This window comes from Streptomyces sp. NPDC107546 (genome assembly GCF_055639175.1).
The window spans coordinates 53,332-70,041 of the sequence record NZ_JBVKBA010000001.1 but is presented as its reverse complement, the minus strand read 5'-3'; the positions used below and the strand labels follow the sequence as shown (position 1 = coordinate 70,041).

At 71.0% G+C, this 16,710-nt stretch carries 12 protein-coding genes; 2 read left to right on the top strand and 10 right to left on the bottom strand.

Annotated elements, in window-relative coordinates; all coding sequences use genetic code 11:
* Positions 1-54: 54 nt before the first annotated feature.
* The 5 genes from ACZ7L1_RS00285 to ACZ7L1_RS00265 all read right to left on the bottom strand — a co-directional run bounded on the left by ACZ7L1_RS00285 (position 55) and on the right by ACZ7L1_RS00265 (position 9,513).
* Positions 55-1,599, bottom strand: coding sequence for a DUF4192 domain-containing protein (locus tag ACZ7L1_RS00285; RefSeq protein WP_471432947.1), 1,545 nt, complete (start codon positions 1,597-1,599; stop codon positions 55-57).
* 344 nt (positions 1,600-1,943) lie between these two features.
* Positions 1,944-4,700, bottom strand: coding sequence for a bifunctional YncE family protein/alkaline phosphatase family protein (locus ACZ7L1_RS00280; protein WP_471432946.1), 2,757 nt, complete (start codon positions 4,698-4,700; stop codon positions 1,944-1,946).
* Between the two features lie 4 nt (positions 4,701-4,704).
* Positions 4,705-6,069, bottom strand: coding sequence for an ABC transporter permease (locus ACZ7L1_RS00275; protein ID WP_471432945.1), 1,365 nt, complete (start codon positions 6,067-6,069; stop codon positions 4,705-4,707).
* Positions 6,066-7,007 (bottom strand): ABC transporter ATP-binding protein, encoded by a 942-nt coding sequence (locus ACZ7L1_RS00270; protein ID WP_471432944.1) that lies wholly within the window; start codon positions 7,005-7,007, stop codon positions 6,066-6,068. Before ACZ7L1_RS00270 ends, ACZ7L1_RS00275 begins: the two co-directional genes overlap by 4 nt.
* Before the next feature lie 346 nt (positions 7,008-7,353).
* Positions 7,354-9,513: a RecQ family ATP-dependent DNA helicase gene (locus ACZ7L1_RS00265; protein ID WP_471432943.1), complete on the bottom strand. Its 2,160-nt coding sequence runs from the start codon at positions 9,511-9,513 to the stop codon at positions 7,354-7,356.
* A gap of 392 nt (positions 9,514-9,905) precedes the next feature.
* Between ACZ7L1_RS00265 and ACZ7L1_RS00260 the strand changes: the two genes are divergently transcribed.
* Positions 9,906-10,541 (top strand): hypothetical protein, encoded by a 636-nt coding sequence (locus ACZ7L1_RS00260; RefSeq protein WP_471432942.1) that lies wholly within the window; start codon positions 9,906-9,908, stop codon positions 10,539-10,541.
* Positions 10,542-11,113: 572 nt separating this feature from the next.
* Here the strand turns inward: ACZ7L1_RS00260 and ACZ7L1_RS00255 are convergent.
* The 3 genes from ACZ7L1_RS00255 to ACZ7L1_RS00245 all read right to left on the bottom strand — a co-directional run bounded on the left by ACZ7L1_RS00255 (position 11,114) and on the right by ACZ7L1_RS00245 (position 13,253).
* A complete protein-coding gene (locus ACZ7L1_RS00255; RefSeq protein ID WP_471432941.1) occupies positions 11,114-11,719 on the bottom strand; it encodes a hypothetical protein in 606 nt (201 codons plus the stop codon).
* Positions 11,720-11,788: 69 nt separating this feature from the next.
* On the bottom strand, positions 11,789-12,490 hold the full coding sequence (locus ACZ7L1_RS00250; protein ID WP_471432940.1) for a ribonuclease HII: 702 nt from the start codon (positions 12,488-12,490) through the stop codon (positions 11,789-11,791).
* 139 nt (positions 12,491-12,629) lie between these two features.
* A complete protein-coding gene (locus ACZ7L1_RS00245) occupies positions 12,630-13,253 on the bottom strand; it encodes a TetR/AcrR family transcriptional regulator (RefSeq protein WP_471432939.1) in 624 nt (207 codons plus the stop codon).
* 173 nt (positions 13,254-13,426) lie between these two features.
* Here ACZ7L1_RS00245 and ACZ7L1_RS00240 point away from each other — a divergent pair, with 173 nt between their 5' ends.
* Positions 13,427-14,974, top strand: a complete 1,548-nt coding sequence (locus tag ACZ7L1_RS00240) for an MFS transporter (RefSeq protein ID WP_471432938.1) — start codon at positions 13,427-13,429, stop codon at positions 14,972-14,974.
* 152 nt (positions 14,975-15,126) lie between these two features.
* Here the strand turns inward: ACZ7L1_RS00240 and ACZ7L1_RS00235 are convergent, their stop codons facing one another.
* Complete coding sequence (locus ACZ7L1_RS00235) at positions 15,127-16,032, bottom strand: ADP-ribosylglycohydrolase family protein (protein ID WP_471432937.1); 906 nt, start codon at positions 16,030-16,032, stop codon at positions 15,127-15,129.
* Positions 16,033-16,044: 12 nt separating this feature from the next.
* The gene (locus ACZ7L1_RS00230) at positions 16,045-16,704 is read right to left on the bottom strand and encodes a histidine phosphatase family protein (protein WP_384610427.1); all 660 of its coding nucleotides are present in this window, start codon (positions 16,702-16,704) and stop codon (positions 16,045-16,047) included.
* Positions 16,705-16,710 lie beyond the last annotated feature (6 nt).

The window sequence follows — 16,710 nt, the reverse complement described above, 5'->3', positions numbered from 1 at the left end:
CGCCCGTGGGAGGGAAGCCGACCGAACGGCGGTACACCGCGAGGCAGGACGTGCTCATGTGCCGCCCTCCTCCGTACACCGGCCGGGACGGCGACGGGAACCGGACCGGCTGGTCGCCTCCTCCGCCGCCCGCTGTCCCTCGCCACCGGGCGGGATGTCGGCGGGACGCCGCCGACGGGCCCTGACCCCCTCGGCGGGACCACGGGTCGGCCGGCTGCCGCCGCTCGCCGGGCGGACCCTGCGCCTTGGCCGGGGAGTGGCAGGGGCACGGGTGGGCTGCTGCGGGGTGGGCGCCCCGGTCGCGGCCGGGGGCACGGCACCGGCCGGGAGCTCGGTCGTGTCATCCGGCATCATGGCGGGCGGCGCCCCCTGCTCCCCTTCGCGGCCGGTCCGTTCCGCACGCAGGCAGCGGCGGACGGTCTCCGGGTCGAGGCCCTCGTTGCAGGCCTGGTGCAGGAGGCGGGCGAAGAGGTAGTCCGGGTCCGCGCCCAGTGCCATGGCCAGGGCTTCACGGGCCTCCAGTTCGTCGCCGGTCGACCAGGCCACCCATCCGGCGAGCGTCAGCGGCGCCGCGGCGTGCTCGCCGTACGCGCCGACACAGCGACGGGCCAGGGCGCGCCACAGCCGCAGCGCCACGGCGGCCTCCGCGCCCTCCATCCACTCCGCCGCGCGGTCGCGGGTCATGCGGTCCTGGAGGCCGACGATCAGGGCCGCGGCCTCGTCGTGCCCGAGCAGCTCGTCGTCGCGCCGGTCCGCCGCCGGGGCTGCGGACACCGGCGGGGCCTCCGCGAGCCGGGCCATGACCCGCTCGGCGAGGGCGAGTGTCTCGGCGGCGGCCCCGTCGCGGGTGTCGTCGTCCAGGATTCTCCGGACGAGCGCCATGCTCGCGGCGTCCAGCGCGGCTTCCTGATCGAGCGCGGCCGACGTCTCCCAGGGACTGAGCCTCGCCCGGAACTCCTTGAGCGTGCCGCGTACCTGAAGGCCCGCGTAGGTCGCGGCGGCGGCCAGGACGGAGGTGCCGGGCATGCCCAGCGGCTGCCCCTCGGAAGGACAGCAGCCGGGGCTTGGGCACACGTACGACCAGAAGCGGCCGTCGGAGAGGCAAAGGGCCTCCACCACGGGCGCGTCGAGGCTGCCGCACGCCGTGCGCAGCGACTGGGCCAGCGGCCGGAGGCGCTCCATCACATCGCGTCCGGTCTCCCCGCTCGACGGTTCCTGGACCAGGTAGGCGACCATGCTTTCCGGCCGGGCACCTCTGCGCTCGCTGCCGGTCACCAGGCCGCGCGCCAACTGCTGTGCCGCGGACGGCCAGTCGCCGGGCTGGGTGGGGATGCCGAGCCGTGCGCGCCCGCCGAACCTCCCCCGCCCGTCCCGGTCGTGCAGTGCCACCAGCACGATGCTGTCCTCCGGGCGGTACCCGAGCAGGTACGGCAGGGCGTCTGCCAGCTCGGCCGGGGTGCGCAGCGTGACCTGTGTTTCGCCCGGGCCTCCCGTCGAGCGGCCGTGTCCTGCGTAGGCGGTGGGCTCGCCGCTGTGGTGTGCGGATCCGTGCATGTCTCCGATGCCGGAGGGGCCGGCCGCTTCGTCGTGGTTCGTCATGCCGCGACCATCTCGCGGATCTTGGAACTCCGCTTGGCCTGTGGACAACCATGACCATGGGCACGCCAGGAGTTGTCCACAGGCAGCCGGGACTCGCTCGCACGATGTCCGACCGATCGGGTTGCCTGGACGCCATGACCGACGAACACCTGCGCCCGACGACGGACGCAGCCCCGCACATCGCGGCACACGACCCGCGGACCGCGGCCGCCACCGGCCCGAGCGCCCCCGCCACGGCCGAGGGCGGCCCCCATGCCGCTGCCGACGCGCAGGGTCCGAGGGAAGGCGCGGGCCCCGGGTCGGCGGTGACGCCGACCCGGGGCCCCTCGATGCGAACAGCTACGTCAGCCGTCGGACTCCGACGACGGGATGTAGGCGCCCGGCACCTCGTTCGGCGCGTAGATCTTGCTGTCACCGGGGTACGGCTTGGACCAGTTGTGCGTCTCGTACCACGTGAGACGGTTCATCTGCTCGGGGTTCGCGAAGTCGGGCACCGCCTTCGTACCGGTCAGCCGCTGGTGCGACTCCCAGGCCTTCCACTGCGCCGCGACCTTCTGCTCGGCCGCCGGAACCGTCACGGACGTCTGCGCGGGCGCCGCCTTGGCGTCCTGCGGCGCCGGGGTGTCCGAGCCACAGGAGGGCTGGGTGCTCAGGCCGAGGGTCAGCGAGGTCCGGTTGGGCTGCGCCTTGAACGGCGTGTAGTCCGGCTTCGGTGTGAAGGCTCCGAACATCGGGGTGGCCGCGCTGTCCATCTGGTTCATCGGGTGGATCCCGAGGATCTGCTCGATGGTGCGGATCATCGTGATCTGCGAGTAGTAGTGGTTGTCGACCCTGCCGTGCTGGGCATAGGGGCTGATGACCTGGACCGGGGCACGGTGGCCGTCGACGTGGTCGAGGCCGGCCTGCGAGTCGTCCTCGACGACGAATATCGCCGAGTCCTTCCAGTACTTGCTGTGCGTGATCTCGTCGACCATCTTGCCGACCGCGAGGTCGTTGTCCGCGACCTCGGCGGCCGGGCTCGCCGGACCACCGGTGTGGTCGTTGGAGAACCAGAACATGTTCAGGTTCGCCGGACCGTTCTTCTCGAAGTCCTGCTTCCAGATCTGTTCCTTGTAGACGTCCGGGACGTTGAGGTCGAACAGCGGGAAGCCGGGCACCGACACCTTGTTGAGCGACGGGATCGCCGAACCCGTCTGAATGGGGTAGGCGGTCTTCTGCCCGGTCGCCTCCATGTTCTTGGCGTCGCAGTACAGGTTCTGCCAGGTCGCGCCGGCCGGCTTGCTCTCGATCGACTGGAACTCGCCGTAGTCCTTGACGGACTTGCCGGCCGCCTGCGCACCGGTCCAGATGAACCCGGACTTCTGGTGGCCGAGAACGTCGTCCTCGGTGTCGTAGCTGCGCGTGTACTCACCGGCCGAGGACTCGGTGTACTCCGGGTTGTCGGACTGCATCAGCCAGTTGTGGCCCTCGGCGGAGTTCGTGCCGACGTCGTAGAAGTTGTCGTACAGCCCGAACTGCTGGGCAAGAGCGTGCTGGTTCGGTGTCACGTTCTCGCCGAACTGCGTGAGCGACGAGTCGCCGTTGCCCTTCGCGATGTCACCGAAGACCTGGTCGTAGGTCCGGTTCTCCTTGACGAGCAGGAAGACGTGCTTGATCGTCGAGGGGGCGCCGAGCCGCGTCGGGACCGGCACCGGCTGCGCGTTGCTCTTGCCCTTGGCGAGCTTGACCGAGCCGGCGGTCCAGCCGTTCTGCTTGAAGACCTTGGCCGTCTCGGACCTGATGACGCTGTCGTCCGGCAACGTGAACTGCGTCAGGCTCGACGTCGTGTCGTGGGTGCCGTGCCCGACGTTGGTCGTGGGGCGGCGGGCGTCGATGCCACGGGTGTTGGAGACGACGACCTTCTTGCCGACCGTGGTGATCTCCGAGGGGAAGTAGTCGGTCGGGAGGAGTCCGACGAAACCGGCCGGCTGCTGCGGGGCGGTGTAGCGGTAGACAGCGACCGCGTTGGCGCGGCCGAGCGTCACCAGCAGGTGACCGTCGTCGGTGAGCGTCACCGCGTTGGGCTCGTAGCCGACCGACGCCTCCGGCCACGGCTGGGTGGCGATGGTCTGCACGACCTTGTCGTTGGCGGTGTTGATGACCGACACGTTGTTGTCGGTGGTGTTGGTGACGAACACCGCCCCCTTCTTGGCGTACACCGCGGTCGGGTGCAGACCGACGTCGATGCTCCCGACGGCGGCGGACGGGTTCGCCAGGTTGATGACGCTGACCGTGCCGGTGGTGGAGGCACCGGTGTTCGGGTTGGCCGGCACCTGCGTGCCGTAGGAGTTCATCGTGGTGTCGCCGGCCTTGGCCGGACGGCCGCCCTCGTTGCTGACGTAGAGCTTGTTGCCGACCAGGGCGATGCCACGGGGGGCGTTGCCCACGGCCCAGCTCTGCTTGATGGTCCCGGTCGCCGCGTCGATGGCGACCACCCGGTTCTGGCCGTTCACCGCGGAGTACACGGTCGAGCCGTCGGCCGAGAACACCGCCGCGCCCACCAGCGCGTGCTTGGAGCCGTCGGCCGGTATGGAGATGGTCGTCGGGTTGGAGAGGGTGCCGTCCGCGTTCACGGTGAACTTGGTGTAGCCGTCGCTCTGGCCCAGCCACAGCTGCGAGCCGTCGGGCGAGTACGTCGGGCCCTCCTGGCCGACGGAGCCGCTGCTGATGCGCAGGTCGTCCGCCTTGTTGCTGCCGACCTTCTGCTTCACCTGCCCGGTCTTGAGGTCCATGATGACCAGCGCCGCGTCACCGTCGGCGATCGCGGCCGCGAGGTGGCTGCCGTCCGGGCTGACCGACGACGACATGATCTTGCCGTCGTTGATGACGGTGCGGCTGCCGTACGGGGCGATGTACTGGTCGGCGGATACGACCTGGCCGTTGGCGGTGACCTGGCCGACCTGCTGGGTGCCGAACTGGTGCGTCTGGGCAACAGCCGTGCCCGTGACGGCGAGGGCGACAGCGATGCCCGACGTCACCAGCACAGTCCGGCGGCCGACACGTCTACCGAAAAGGCTGATCTGCTCCTTCTCGATGATTCGACGCTGTCGTGTTACCTGCATGGAACTATCCCTTCGAGGAGGTGTCGAGCAGCTCGACGTTGCCGTCGAACTGCCATAGGGGGTTCGGGGCGTCCCCGGTGGGGGTACGGACCAGGAAGTAGCCGTTCACTTCCTTCGGTCCGTCGCCGTCGGCCACGAACCGCCCGTCTGAGGCGACGTCAAGTTGGTAGATGGCCGTCCCTGCGGCCGCGACGCCGGGGAGATGCCAGGTGACGACGCAACGCCAGTCGTTGCCCGCCCCTTGCGGGGCGACCTGGCCGTCGCCCTTGTTGCACGCCGCCGTGGCCTTCAACTGCGCCTCGGTGACGGCTGGGCGGTGGAGCTGCTCGGTCTGCATGCGGTAGAGGTGGGCGAACGCCGTGGCCACCGACCGCTGGACCTTGTCCTGCTCGATCCCGGAGCCCGTCGACGGGGTCCCCACGGCGACCGCCGCGACGGTGAGGGCGGTCAGTCCGACCAGCGGCAGGAGCCCGGTGGTGACCGCGCGGCGCCCGGAACCGTCGTAGGCCGGGTTGGTGAAGTCGCGCCGCAGGAAGAGCAAGTACGCCAGCCCTGTCGCGAGCACCGCCCACAACAGGCTGACCACGATGCCGATCAGGAGTGGACCGACCTGCGCCGGGCTGGTGAACAGACCGTTCCAGGAGATGAAGGCGTAGCCGGGCAGGGCGAGGCGCACGGCGACGGGCAGCGGCAGCATCTGGGCGACCTGCATCGCGAGCGCGACGACCGGGGGCAACAGCAGCCCCATCGGCGACCGGCCCAGGGCGACCGACCCGAGCAGTCCGATCGCGGCGAGGGCCAGGGTCGGGGCGAGGGCGCAGACCCAGGCGAGCAGGACCTTGCCCGCGGCGTCCCCCGGCGCGAGCAGGTGGCCGTCGAGGCCGACCAGCGGCTGGTTGCCGACCGCCACGATCCCGCCGACCGTGCTGGAACAGGCCAGCCCGGCCACGAGCAGCAGGATGACGGTGAGGCTGGCCAGTGCCTTCGCCGCGAAGATCCGCCTGGGCGACCGGACGGCCACGAGCAGGTGGCGCCAGGTGCCGAGCCGGTCCTCGGAGGCGAACACGTCGCCGGCGACCACCGAGGTCAGCAGCGGCAGCGCCCAGGTGCCCGCGAAGCCGAGCATCACCAGCGGCCCGGCCCACCCGGTGGCGTGCATCCAGCGACCGAAGAGGGTGTCGGCGGGGAGCGTGCTCTGCCGGCTCACCCCGGCGACGAAGAGCGCCGGCACGGTCCAGCAGGCGAGGACCAGCAAGCGGACCCGCCACTGCGAGACCAGCTTGACGAGCTCGAAGCGGTAGCCGCGCGCCACCGAGACGCGGGGAGCACGGGCGACGACGACGTTGTCATCGACGACGGTCGCGGTCATCGGGCGGCCTCCTGCTGCTCGGTGAGGGCGAGGAACGCCGCTTCGAGCGGCGACACCAAGGGGGCGAGCTCGCGCACCGCGACGCCCGCGTGCACGAGCCCCACCACCAGTTCGTCGAGGGCGGGCACCAGCGCGCGCACCACGAGCAGCTCCTCGTCGTGCGGTGCCCCGGCGTCGTCGACGACCCGTATCCCGGCGGTGTCGGCAGCCAGTCGGCGGGCGGCCCGCGGGTCGGAGGTCCGCAACCGGTAGTCGAGTTCACGGTTCTCGGCGGCCAGCTTGCCCAGCGGGCCGGAGAAGACGACCCGTCCGGTGGCGATGATGGTGACCTCGGAGCACAGTGCCTCCAGGTCGTCCATGCGGTGGCTCGAGAGCACGACGCTGGTTCCGTCCGCCGCGAGGTGGGTGAGGACACGGTGTACGTGTCTCTTGCCCGCCGGGTCCAGGCCGTTGGAAGGTTCGTCGAGCACCAGCAGCCGGGGCTTGGTGAGCAGGGCGGCGGCGAGCCCGAGCCGCTGGCGCATGCCGAGGGAGAAGCCGCGGGCCCGGTCGTCGGCGACATCGGTGAGTCCGACCTGGTCGAGTACGTCGTCGATCGCGGTCGTCCGGGCGTCGTGGCCGCGGAGTGCGGCCAGTGCGGCGAGGTTCTGCCGGGCCGTGAGCGAGGGGTAGAGACCGGGCCCGTCCACGAAGCCGGCAACACCGTCGGGAGCGGCGAACGCCCGCCCGACCGCCGTACCCAGGATCTCGAGGCGGCCGCTGTCGGCGACGGCCAGGCCCAGCAGGAGGCCGAGCAATGTCGTCTTGCCGGCGCCGTTCGGTCCGACGAGGCCGTGGATCTGACCCTGTGTCACATCCAGGTCGATGCCGTCGAGTGCGACGACGTCACCGAAACACTTGGTGATGCCGCGAGCCCGGACTGCGAGGAGTCTGCCCATGGGTCCCTTCTTTCGAGTCCGAAGGGACCCTAGGGACGACACACAACCCAGACGCAGACGGCTGGCTGAACGTACGCGGAACGAATCGTCAAGGCGTCGGCAAGTCGTGTGCAGGAGCAGTCGGCAGGGAGCCGGGCTCGGGCAACGCGCGGACGCATCGCGTCCGTACCGAAGTACCGTGGTGCCCGAAGTACCGTGGTGCGCTTCGACGCGCCGCCGGCACGAAGCAGGCGCGCGCGGTGCGCTTCGGTTCACTCTTCGTCAGGCACGTTGAAGCAGACGCCGCCGGAAGCTGAGCGTGCTGCAACCGGTCGCAGCCGGGAAGCGGACGCGGGCCGGGGGAAGCTCAGCCTGCGACAGCGAGGACCAATGGAAGGACCTGTTCGCTGCCTGCCCGGCGCAGGAGGCGGGCAGCGACTGCGAGGGTCCAGCCGGAGTCCGTGTAGTCGTCCACGAGCAGGACGGGTCCGGGAGAGCCGACCAGGGCAGCGGCAAGCTCCTCAGGGACGGTCAAGGCGCCGAACAGCGCCCTGAGCCGCTGGGCCGAGTTGCTGCGGCGTGCCGCGTGCGCGCCACTCGGCCCGGTGTAGGTCAGGGCGCCCAGGAAGGGGAGGCGGCCGATGTCCGCGATGCCCTGGGCGAGGGAACCCACCAGTTGCGGGCGGCTCCGGGACGGCACGGCGACGACTCCCACCGGCCGGGCAGAGGCGTCCGGGGCATCCGGCGCCCAGCCGCCCGGAGAGCGCGCCCAGTCGGCGAGGACCGCCACGGCCGCCCGCAGGACGTCGTCGGGGACCGGCCCGTCGGGCGCGTTCTCCGCCAGCAGAGGGCGCAGACGGTTGCCCCAGCCGATGTCCGAGAGCCGCCCCAGGGCACGTCCGGTGGAGCACTGCTCGGTGGCCGGGATGCGCCCCTTGAGGTCGATGCCCAGTGCGGGCATCCCCGTCGGCCACATGCGGCGCGGCTCGACCTCCACCCCGGGGCGGTCCAATTCCTTGGCCGCCCCTGTCAACGTCTCGGCCGAAACAGCGGAATCGGCCCAGGGCCCTGCGCAGTTGTCGCAGCGCCCGCACGGGGCCGCCCCCTCGTCGTCCAGCTGCCGGCGCAGGAACTCCATCCGGCACTGGGACGTGCTCACGTAATCGCGCATGGCCTGCTGCTCGGCAGCCCGCTGCCGCGCCACCCGGGCGTACCGCTCGGAGTCGTAGACCCACTGCTCGCCGGTGGAGACCCAGCCGCCCTTCACCCGCTTGACCGCCCCGTCCACGTCGAGCACCTTCAGCATCGTCTCCAGCCGGCTGCGCCGTAGATCCACCGACGCCTCCAGGACCGGCACGGACAGCGGCCGCCCCGCACCGGCGAGGGCGGAGAGGGTCTGTCGGACCTGCGCCTCGGGCGGGAAGGCGGTATCGGCGAAGTAGCGCCAGATGGCCTCGTCCTCCTTGCCCGGCAGCAGCAGCACATCGGCGTGGGCCACACCGCGCCCCGCACGCCCCACCTGCTGGTAGTAGGCGATGGGCGAGGACGGCGAGCCGAGGTGCACCACGAAGCCCAGGTCCGGCTTGTCGAAGCCCATGCCCAGCGCCGACGTCGCCACCAGCGCCTTGACCCGGTTCTCCAGCAGGTCGGCCTCGGCCTGCAGCCGGTCGGCGTTCTCCGTGCGCCCCGTGTAGGAGGCCACCCGGAAGCCGCGCTGCCGCAGGAAGGCGGTCGCCTCCTCGGCCGCGGCCACCGTCAGCGTGTAGATGATGCCGGAGCCCGGCAGCTCGTCCAGATGCTCGGCCAGCCAGGCCAGGCGGTGCGCGGCGTCCGGCAGCTCGACCACACCCAGCCTCAGGCTCTCCCTCTCGAGCGGGCCGCGCAGCACCAGGGCCTCACCAGTGCCGGTGCCCAACTGCTCGGCCACGTCCGCGGTGACCCGCGCGTTCGCGGTCGCCGTGGTGGCCAGCACCGGCACGCCGGGGGCAAGGTCAGCGAGCATCGCCCGCAAGCGGCGGTAGTCCGGCCGGAAGTCATGCCCCCAGTCGGAGATGCAGTGCGCCTCGTCGACCACCAGCAGACCGGTCGTGGCGGCGAGCTTGGGGAGGACCTGATCGCGGAAATCCACAGAATTGAGACGCTCCGGGCTCACGAGGAGAACGTCGGTCTCGCCGCGCTCGATCTCCTCGTGAATGGTGTCCCACTCCTCCAGGTTGGCCGAGTTGATGGTGCGCGCCCGGATACCGGCCCGCGCCGCCGACTCCACCTGGTTGCGCATCAGCGCCAGCAGCGGCGAGACGATCACCGTCGGGCCGGAGCCGCGCCGGCGCAGCAGCGCGGTGGCGACGAAGTACACCGCCGACTTGCCCCAGCCAGTGCGCTGCACCACCAGGGCACGCCTGCGCTCCCGCACCAGAGCCGCCACCGCCTGCCACTGGTCCTCCCGCAACCGAGCCGAGCCCCCCGGGTCGCCGACGAGCTCGGCGAGGATGGCGTCGGCTTCAGCGCGGAGCTCGAGTTCGTCCATGTCCCCATGCAACCCGATGGCACTGACAATCGGCCACTTCACCCAGCGTGACCAGCGACTCGCGAACGGTCCACGGACGACGCACTGAAAGGCGCTCGCCGGGGCGGAGAGGGTGTTGCCGCTGGTCCTCGCGTGCAGGAGTGACCCGCCCCTTCGCTGGGAACACACTGGGCAGAGAAGTAGAGGGGATGAAGTAGAGGGGATATAGGCCACACATCACCAAAAACCGGTCGGCGGCCCCAATTGCTCGTTGCCGCAACCCAGTTCGACGGGAAGAATTGAGGTCCGCTCCCCGCACGGCTCGTCCGTGATCCGGCAGGGCTCTGCCGCGGTGTGCGCCCCCTCAGTCCCACCCCGCCCGCACTGTGGGCGCGTCAGCCGAAGGGAGGATCGTGACCTTCGGATTCACTCCGCCCTCGGCGGCATCCCTGGCAGATTCCGCCGACCCGTCCGCCGCTTCCGCCCATCCCGTGGCCCGACTGCTCGAGCCGGCGGAGTGGGCGGCCGCCGAGATTCCCCTGCTGCGCAACCCCCGCGACGTCGTCAGCGGGCTGCACGCCCGGCACCGGCCACGCCTCTCCACGGCCGTGGTGGCCGTCCTGGATCCGGAGGAACGACTGTGCGCGAGCGCGTCGTTCACCCGGCGTCCCGCCCCGGCGGACGGGTGGGTGTTCCGTAACGCGCTGCTGGCCCAGTTGCGCCGGGTCATCCCCCACGACCTGCGGCGCCGGACGCCGGTGCGGACGGCGGTGCTGCTCTACTGCCGTGAGGGCGACACACGGTGGACGGAGGAGGACGGCGCGTGGATGTGGGGCCTGCGCGACGCGTGCACGTTGCACGGGCTGCGCTGTGGTGCGTACATCACACTGACGCGCGATGGCTGGCAGGTTCTCGGTGAGGATCGCGGGGGCCGCCGCCCCAACGCGGAGTCGACGCCCGAGGAGTTCGATCCGGCGGGCATGCCGCTGCACCAGCCTCGCACCGGGGGCGCTTCCTCGGACCTGCTGCGCCGGGCCGCCGCCCGCTGAGCGGCACGGCACCGTCGCAGCACCGCCGGGAGCGGCGACGTACCACGGCGGGATGCCACCGCACCACCAGCCCGTGAGTCCTCGCCTGGAGGCGGCGGCCGATCGCGGCACACCGCCCGCGAACGGGCCGCACACCGGAAGAGCACGGAAGTCGCCCACACCAGTGACCCGACGACCGGCCGTCTGTACAGCGGCACCGCCGGCCGGTACGGCGGCGCTTTCCACCGACATCGTCATTGGCCACCGACGTGCGTCGATGCCCACCGACGTTCGTCTTTGCCCACCGACGTGCGTCACTGTCGTCAGTTGCCTACAGACGTGCGTCATTGCCACCGACGTGCGTCGCTTCCTACCGACGTGCGTCGCTGTCTAGCGACATGCGTCGACCACAACCGATGTGTGTCCCTGACCCCCACACCGGCAACCCGACCGCAGAAGGGCATGGCGAAAGACAGCGCCGTTCCGGTGCCGTCGGCGCTGCACGCTTCGGCCGCGGCGGCCGAAGCCCGAACCGGCTACCCGACTCGGTCCGCGCGCGAAAGGCGGGACGCGAGCCGACCGGGCCGGGCCGCTCAGACGCCCGCGCCCAGCACCGAGTCGATCTGCTTCGGGTCACCGCAGACGATCAGCAGGGCACCGGACCGGCTGAGCGCCAGCGGAAGCGTGGCGGCCACAGTGGCGTCGGCACCGCCGTTGACGGCGACCACGACCACCGGTCGGGTGGCGGCGCGGGAGGCCACCGAGGCGTCGGCGTAGAAGACGTCGTCACCGGCGTCGTGCTGCGCCCAGTAGGCGGCCTCACCGAAGGACAGTTCGTGCGCGGCCCACGGGTGCGGCTCGCCGGTGGTGATCACCAGCACGTCGCCAGGGGCGCGACCGGACTCCAGCAGCAGGTCGACGGCTTCCTCGGCGGCATCCAGCGCACCCTCGACCGAGGCCGGGATCAGCTGGATCTGCGGAGTGGAGGCGGAAGCGGACGGTCCGGGCTTGACCGGCTCGCGCGGGGTGCGCTGAGCAGGCATCGGCCGGATGGGCCCCGGACGTCCGGGGCGGGCAGGGGCCGCGGGGCGGGGGCCCGGTACGGGACGGGGGGTCGGCGCGGTACGGCCGCCGGCCGAAGTGGCGCGGGGACCCTGGGCACTCTCGTGAATCTGAGGCTCCTCGGGAATGAGAGGCATGAGCTGATTTTTATCAAACGCCGAAGCGACCGGCGTCGGCGGGTGGCACGTCAGTGCGACCGGAACCGGTCAGAAGTCGAAGCCGAGCTGGCCCTCGATTTCCGGAACGCTTCCGTCCGCCCAGCTGCGGACCTTCTTGAGGTGCCGCCACTGGGGCAGCGCATCAAGATACGCCCACGACAAGCGGTGGTACGGGGTGGGGCCCCGTTCCTCCAGTGCGGCCTTGTGCACCGGTGACGGATAACCGGCGTTGGCCGCAAAACCGAAGTCTGCATGGTCGATACCCAGTTCGGCCATCATTTTGTCGCGGTGAACCTTGGCTATCACCGAGGCCGCCGCGACCGCCACGCACGACCGGTCGCCCTTGATCACCGTACGGACCTTCCAGGGCGCGCCCAGGTAGTCGTACTTCCCGTCGAGGATGACAGCGTCGGGGCGGACGGGCAGCGCCTCCAGGGCACGTACCGCGGCGAGCCGCAGGGCCGCCGTCATCCCGAGGTCGTCGATCTCCTCGGGGGAGGCGTGACCGAGGGCGTAGGCCGTGACCCACGTCTGCAGCAGCTCGGCGAGTCGGGTGCGCCGCTTGACGGTCAGCAGCTTGGAGTCGGTGAGGCCCTCGGGCGGTCGGCGCAGACCCGTGACCGCCGCGCAGACGGTGACGGGACCGGCCCACGCACCGCGCCCCACCTCGTCGACACCGGCGATGACCTTCGCTCCGGTCGTTGCGCGCAGGGAGCGCTCGACGGTGTGAGTAGGTGGTTCGTACGGCATGGCGCCCTTAGCGTACGCCGCCGGGATCGCCGTGCGACACCCCGGTTTCCCCGGGCGACGGGCCACGCGTCGGCGGCCGCCCGGAAGGACGGCGAAAGCGCCGCCCCGGCCGGGCCGTCGCGACGCCCCGGGAGCCGGATCAGTCCCCTGCCGGACGCAACAGCGGGATCATCAGCCGGTCGATCATCTCTTGGATCTCTTGATCGCTCCATTCGCACGCGCTAATTTTTGTGCGGTACATCATCATCGCTGGCATGACGTCGAAGACATATCCGTTCGCGGCATCGGGTCGCACTTCTCCTCGCTCGATTCCATGCGTGATGACCTGACGCAGCAACCTGACGCTCGGCTCGATGACGCCCTCGTAGATCACACCCTGGAAGCGTTCGGCCTCCAGAGTGTCGCATTCGTGAATGACAGAGCGAAGGGCGAATCCAGGGCGCGAGTACATGGCGTCGCGCGCCTGCCGGCACAGGGCCAGCAGGTCCTCCCGCAGGGTCCCGAGGTCGGGCGCCTCGTCGAAACGCGGCAGTCCGGCCTGGAGCGCGTCCGCGACGAGGTCCTCCTTGGACGGCCAGCGACGGTAGACCGCCGCCTTGCCGGTCTGCGCACCGGCGGCGACGCCCTCCATCGTCAGGCCCTTCCAGCCGACCGTGCTCAGCTGCTCGAGCGCGGCGTCGAGGATCGCGCGTTCGAGCACGGCACCACGCCGGCGGAGCGAGGCCGGCCGGGAAGAGGCGGCCGTCCAGGACGAAGTACCCATCTGTGTTCTCCGTTGAGCAGCGGAAGCGGGGATTCCGAGGATAGGCGAGCAGTTGGGCTGCGCAGCACGGCAACGAAGTCAGTGAACGCTTGCGTTCACTGACGGGGACTCACTACCGTGTGGCAGGGAAAGTGAACGCGATCGTTCACTAACGCATTCGTGGGGGACCCATCGTGACAACCTCTCCTTTGATCGAGGACCAGAAGCCGAAAGCCGCCCGCCGGGAGGGGCGTCCCGGCATCGCGCTCACCGTCATCGCGGCCTGCCAACTCATGGTGGTACTCGACGCGACGATTGTGAACATCGCGCTCCCGCACATTCAGGACGCGCTGAAGTTCAGCACGACCGACCTGACGTGGGTCGTCAGCGCCTACACGCTCACCTTCGGTGGCCTGCTGCTTCTCGGCGGGCGGGCCGGTGACATCCTCGGCCGGCGCCGGGTGTTCATGACGGGCATCCTGCTGTTCACCTTCGCCTCGCTGCTCGGCGGACTCGCCCAGGAGCCCTGGCAGTTGCTGGCCGCGCGCGCCCTGCAGGGCGTGGGTGGCGCGATCGCGTCGCCCACCTCACTGGCGCTGATCACCACCACGTTCGCCGAAGGCCCGGAGCGCAACCGGGCGTTCGGAGTCTTCGCCGCCGTCTCGGCCGGTGGCGGTGCGATCGGCCTGCTGACCGGCGGCATGCTCACGGAGTGGCTCGACTGGCGGTGGGTCCTCTTCGTCAACGTGCCCATCGGCGTGCTGATCGCCGTGCTCACACCCATGTACATAGGCGAGTCCGAACGCCATCCGGGCCGCTTCGACATCGCGGGCGCCCTCGCCTCGACGGCGGGCATGGCGTCGCTGGTGTACGGCTTCATCCGCGCCTCCGAGGACGGCTGGCGGGACAGCGTCACGATCGGGTCCTTCGCTGCGGCCGTGGTGCTGCTGCTGGCGTTCGCCCTCATCGAGAGGCGGGCCAGGGAGCCGATCACGCCGCTGCGGATGTTCGCCGACCGCAACCGGTCGGGCACGTACGTGATCATGCTGAGCCTGGCCGCGGCGATGTTCGGCATGTTCTTCTACATCGTGCTCTTCGTGCAGAACGTGCTGGGGTACACGCCGATCTCGGCGGGCGTGGCCTTCCTGCCGGTGACGGTGGCGATCGTGATCGGCGCCGGCCTGTCGCAGCGGTTCCTGCCGGTGCTCGGCCCCAAGCCGTTCATGGTGGTGGGCGCGACGCTCGTGACGATCGGGCTCGGCTGGCAGACGTTGATCACGCCCGACAGCTCGTACGCGGGCGGTGTGCTCGGTCCCATGCTGGTGTTCGGCTTCGGGATGGGCCTGAACTTCGTGACGCTGACGCTCACCGCGGTCTCGGGTGTCGCCCAGCATGAGGCGGGGGCGGCCTCCGGTCTGCTCAACGTCACCCAGCAGGTGGGCGGTTCGCTCGGTCTGTCGATCCTGACCACGGTGTTCGGGACGGCGAGCAGGGACGAGGCGGGCAGGCAACTGCCGAAGTTCCTGGCGAACGGTACGGCGGAGCAGAAGGCGGAGTTCGCCAAGACGCACCGGTTGCCGGCTCCGTGGGGGAACGAGGTGCTCGCCCACGGCATCTCGACGGCCTTCGTGCCGGCCGCCGCGATGGCGATCCTGGCTCTGCTCACGGCCGCGGTGGTCATCCGGGTACGCAAGAGCGACCTGGAGGCCCTGGCGGGTACGGCAGGCCCCGCCGCAGGCTGAATGATGCCCCCACCGGCGTCGTCCTCCGCTGAGCGACCGGAGGACAACGCCGGCCGGAAGCGACCGGGGCGGCGGCGAGGGAGCAAGATGCTGCTGTCGGCGGGCAGCCGGCCGACCCCACTGACGGGGTTCCGCTCAGCGGTCCCCGTCGGCTACGAAAGCGACGGCGCCCACTCCGGCAGCCGTTCCGTTCGCTGCAGCCACTCCCCCGGCGGCGCCCCCGCCTTCCCGGAGGCCACCACACCGCCGACGATCGCGCACGTCGTGTCCATGTCCCCGCCCACCTGGGCGGTGGTCCAGAACGCCCTCGGGTAGTCACCGAGGGCGCGCGCGGCCGACCACAGCGCGAACGGCACCGTGTCGTGCGCCGTCGTACGCCGCCCGCAACCGAGCACGGCCGCGACCGTCGTCGCGTCGCCGTAGTCCAGCATGTCCCGCGCCCGCCGCAGCCCCGCCGCGACGGCGCTCCTCGGTACCAGCGCGATCACCCCGTCGAGCAGGGCCTCGGCGCTCGGCGGCCCCGCCGGATCCGCGGCGAGGGCGGCCGCCGCGGCCACGGCCATGGCACCGGCCACGGCCTCGCGGTGCTGGTGTGTCGTGTACGCCGAGATCTCCGCCTGGTGGGTCGCCTGTTCCGGGTCGTCGGCGTACCAGGCGCCCAGCGGCGCGATCCGCATCGCCGCGCCGTTGCCCCACGATCCCTGCCCCTTGAAGAGCGCCGCCGCCAGCTCGCGCCAGTCGCCGCCCTCCCGGACGAGCCTCAGCAGGCGGCCCACCGCCGGCCCGTAGCCGCGGTCGAAGTCGTGGTGCTCGGCGAAGGAGCGGGCCAGCTCGTCCTGGTCGATGCGCTGGTGCGTGGCCAGCACGGTCACCACCGAACAGGCCATCTCGGTGTCGTCCGTCCACTGCCACACGCCCGGCGGCAGCTCGCGGCGCTGGAGGAGCGGATAGTTCGCGGGCACGAAGAACCGTGAGCCCAGCGCGTCCCCCACCGCGAGTCCGCGCAGACAGGCGAGCGCGCGTTCCAGGCGCCCGAGCGGAGAGAAGTCAGAGGTCATCGCCCTGCCACTCTAACCGGTGACCCAGTACGGATCCGGGTCGCGCCAGCGGTCGAAGGGCCGGTCGAGCCTGTACTTGCCGTTCTCCTGCAGCAGGAGCATGCGCGTCTCGCCGTTCCCGGGGTTGGACAGCGACTCGAATTCCGCGACCGTCCAGTGGAACCAGCGCATGCAGAAGAGCCGCATGGCGAGCCCGTGGGTCACCAGGAGCACGTTCGGCGGGTGGTCGGGCTCCTCGAAGCTGCGGAACAGGCTCTCCAGGAAGCCGCCCACCCGGTCGTACACGTCGGCGCCGGACTCGCCCTGCGCGAAGCGGTAGAAGAAGTGCCCGTAGGCGTCGCGGTACGCCTTCTGCAGCCGTACGTCCTCGCGGTCCTGCCAGTTCCCCCAGTCCTGCTCGCGCAGCCGGGGCTCCTCGCGCACACGCACGAGATCGGGGTCGAGGTGGAAGGCGCGGAGCGTCTCATGGGTACGGCGGTAGGGGGAGACGTACACGCTGACGCGTTCCCTGCCGAAGACCTCCCGCAGCCGCTTGCCCGTCTCCTCCGCCTGTCGCCAACCCCTCTCGGTGAGCGGCAGAGCGTGGTCGGGCTCACGCTCGTACACGGAGTCATCGGCGTTCCCCACCGACTCGCCGTGTCGGACAAGGACGATGCGCCGTGGTCGTGCCATGCCAAA

Coding starts and splice junctions, on each gene's coding strand:
- ACZ7L1_RS00270 (WP_471432944.1), bottom strand. CDS start 7,007: ATGGGCAGACTCCTCGCAGTCCGGGCTCGCGGCATCACCAAGTGTTTC.
- ACZ7L1_RS00235 (WP_471432937.1), bottom strand. CDS start 16,032: ATGACCTCTGACTTCTCTCCGCTCGGGCGCCTGGAACGCGCGCTCGCC.
- ACZ7L1_RS00255 (WP_471432941.1), bottom strand. CDS start 11,719: ATGCCTCTCATTCCCGAGGAGCCTCAGATTCACGAGAGTGCCCAGGGT.
- ACZ7L1_RS00245 (WP_471432939.1), bottom strand. CDS start 13,253: ATGGGTACTTCGTCCTGGACGGCCGCCTCTTCCCGGCCGGCCTCGCTC.
- ACZ7L1_RS00280 (WP_471432946.1), bottom strand. CDS start 4,700: ATGCAGGTAACACGACAGCGTCGAATCATCGAGAAGGAGCAGATCAGC.
- ACZ7L1_RS00265 (WP_471432943.1), bottom strand. CDS start 9,513: ATGGACGAACTCGAGCTCCGCGCTGAAGCCGACGCCATCCTCGCCGAG.
- ACZ7L1_RS00275 (WP_471432945.1), bottom strand. CDS start 6,069: ATGACCGCGACCGTCGTCGATGACAACGTCGTCGTCGCCCGTGCTCCC.
- ACZ7L1_RS00285 (WP_471432947.1), bottom strand. CDS start 1,599: ATGACGAACCACGACGAAGCGGCCGGCCCCTCCGGCATCGGAGACATG.
- ACZ7L1_RS00230 (WP_384610427.1), bottom strand. CDS start 16,704: ATGGCACGACCACGGCGCATCGTCCTTGTCCGACACGGCGAGTCGGTG.
- ACZ7L1_RS00250 (WP_471432940.1), bottom strand. CDS start 12,490: ATGCCGTACGAACCACCTACTCACACCGTCGAGCGCTCCCTGCGCGCA.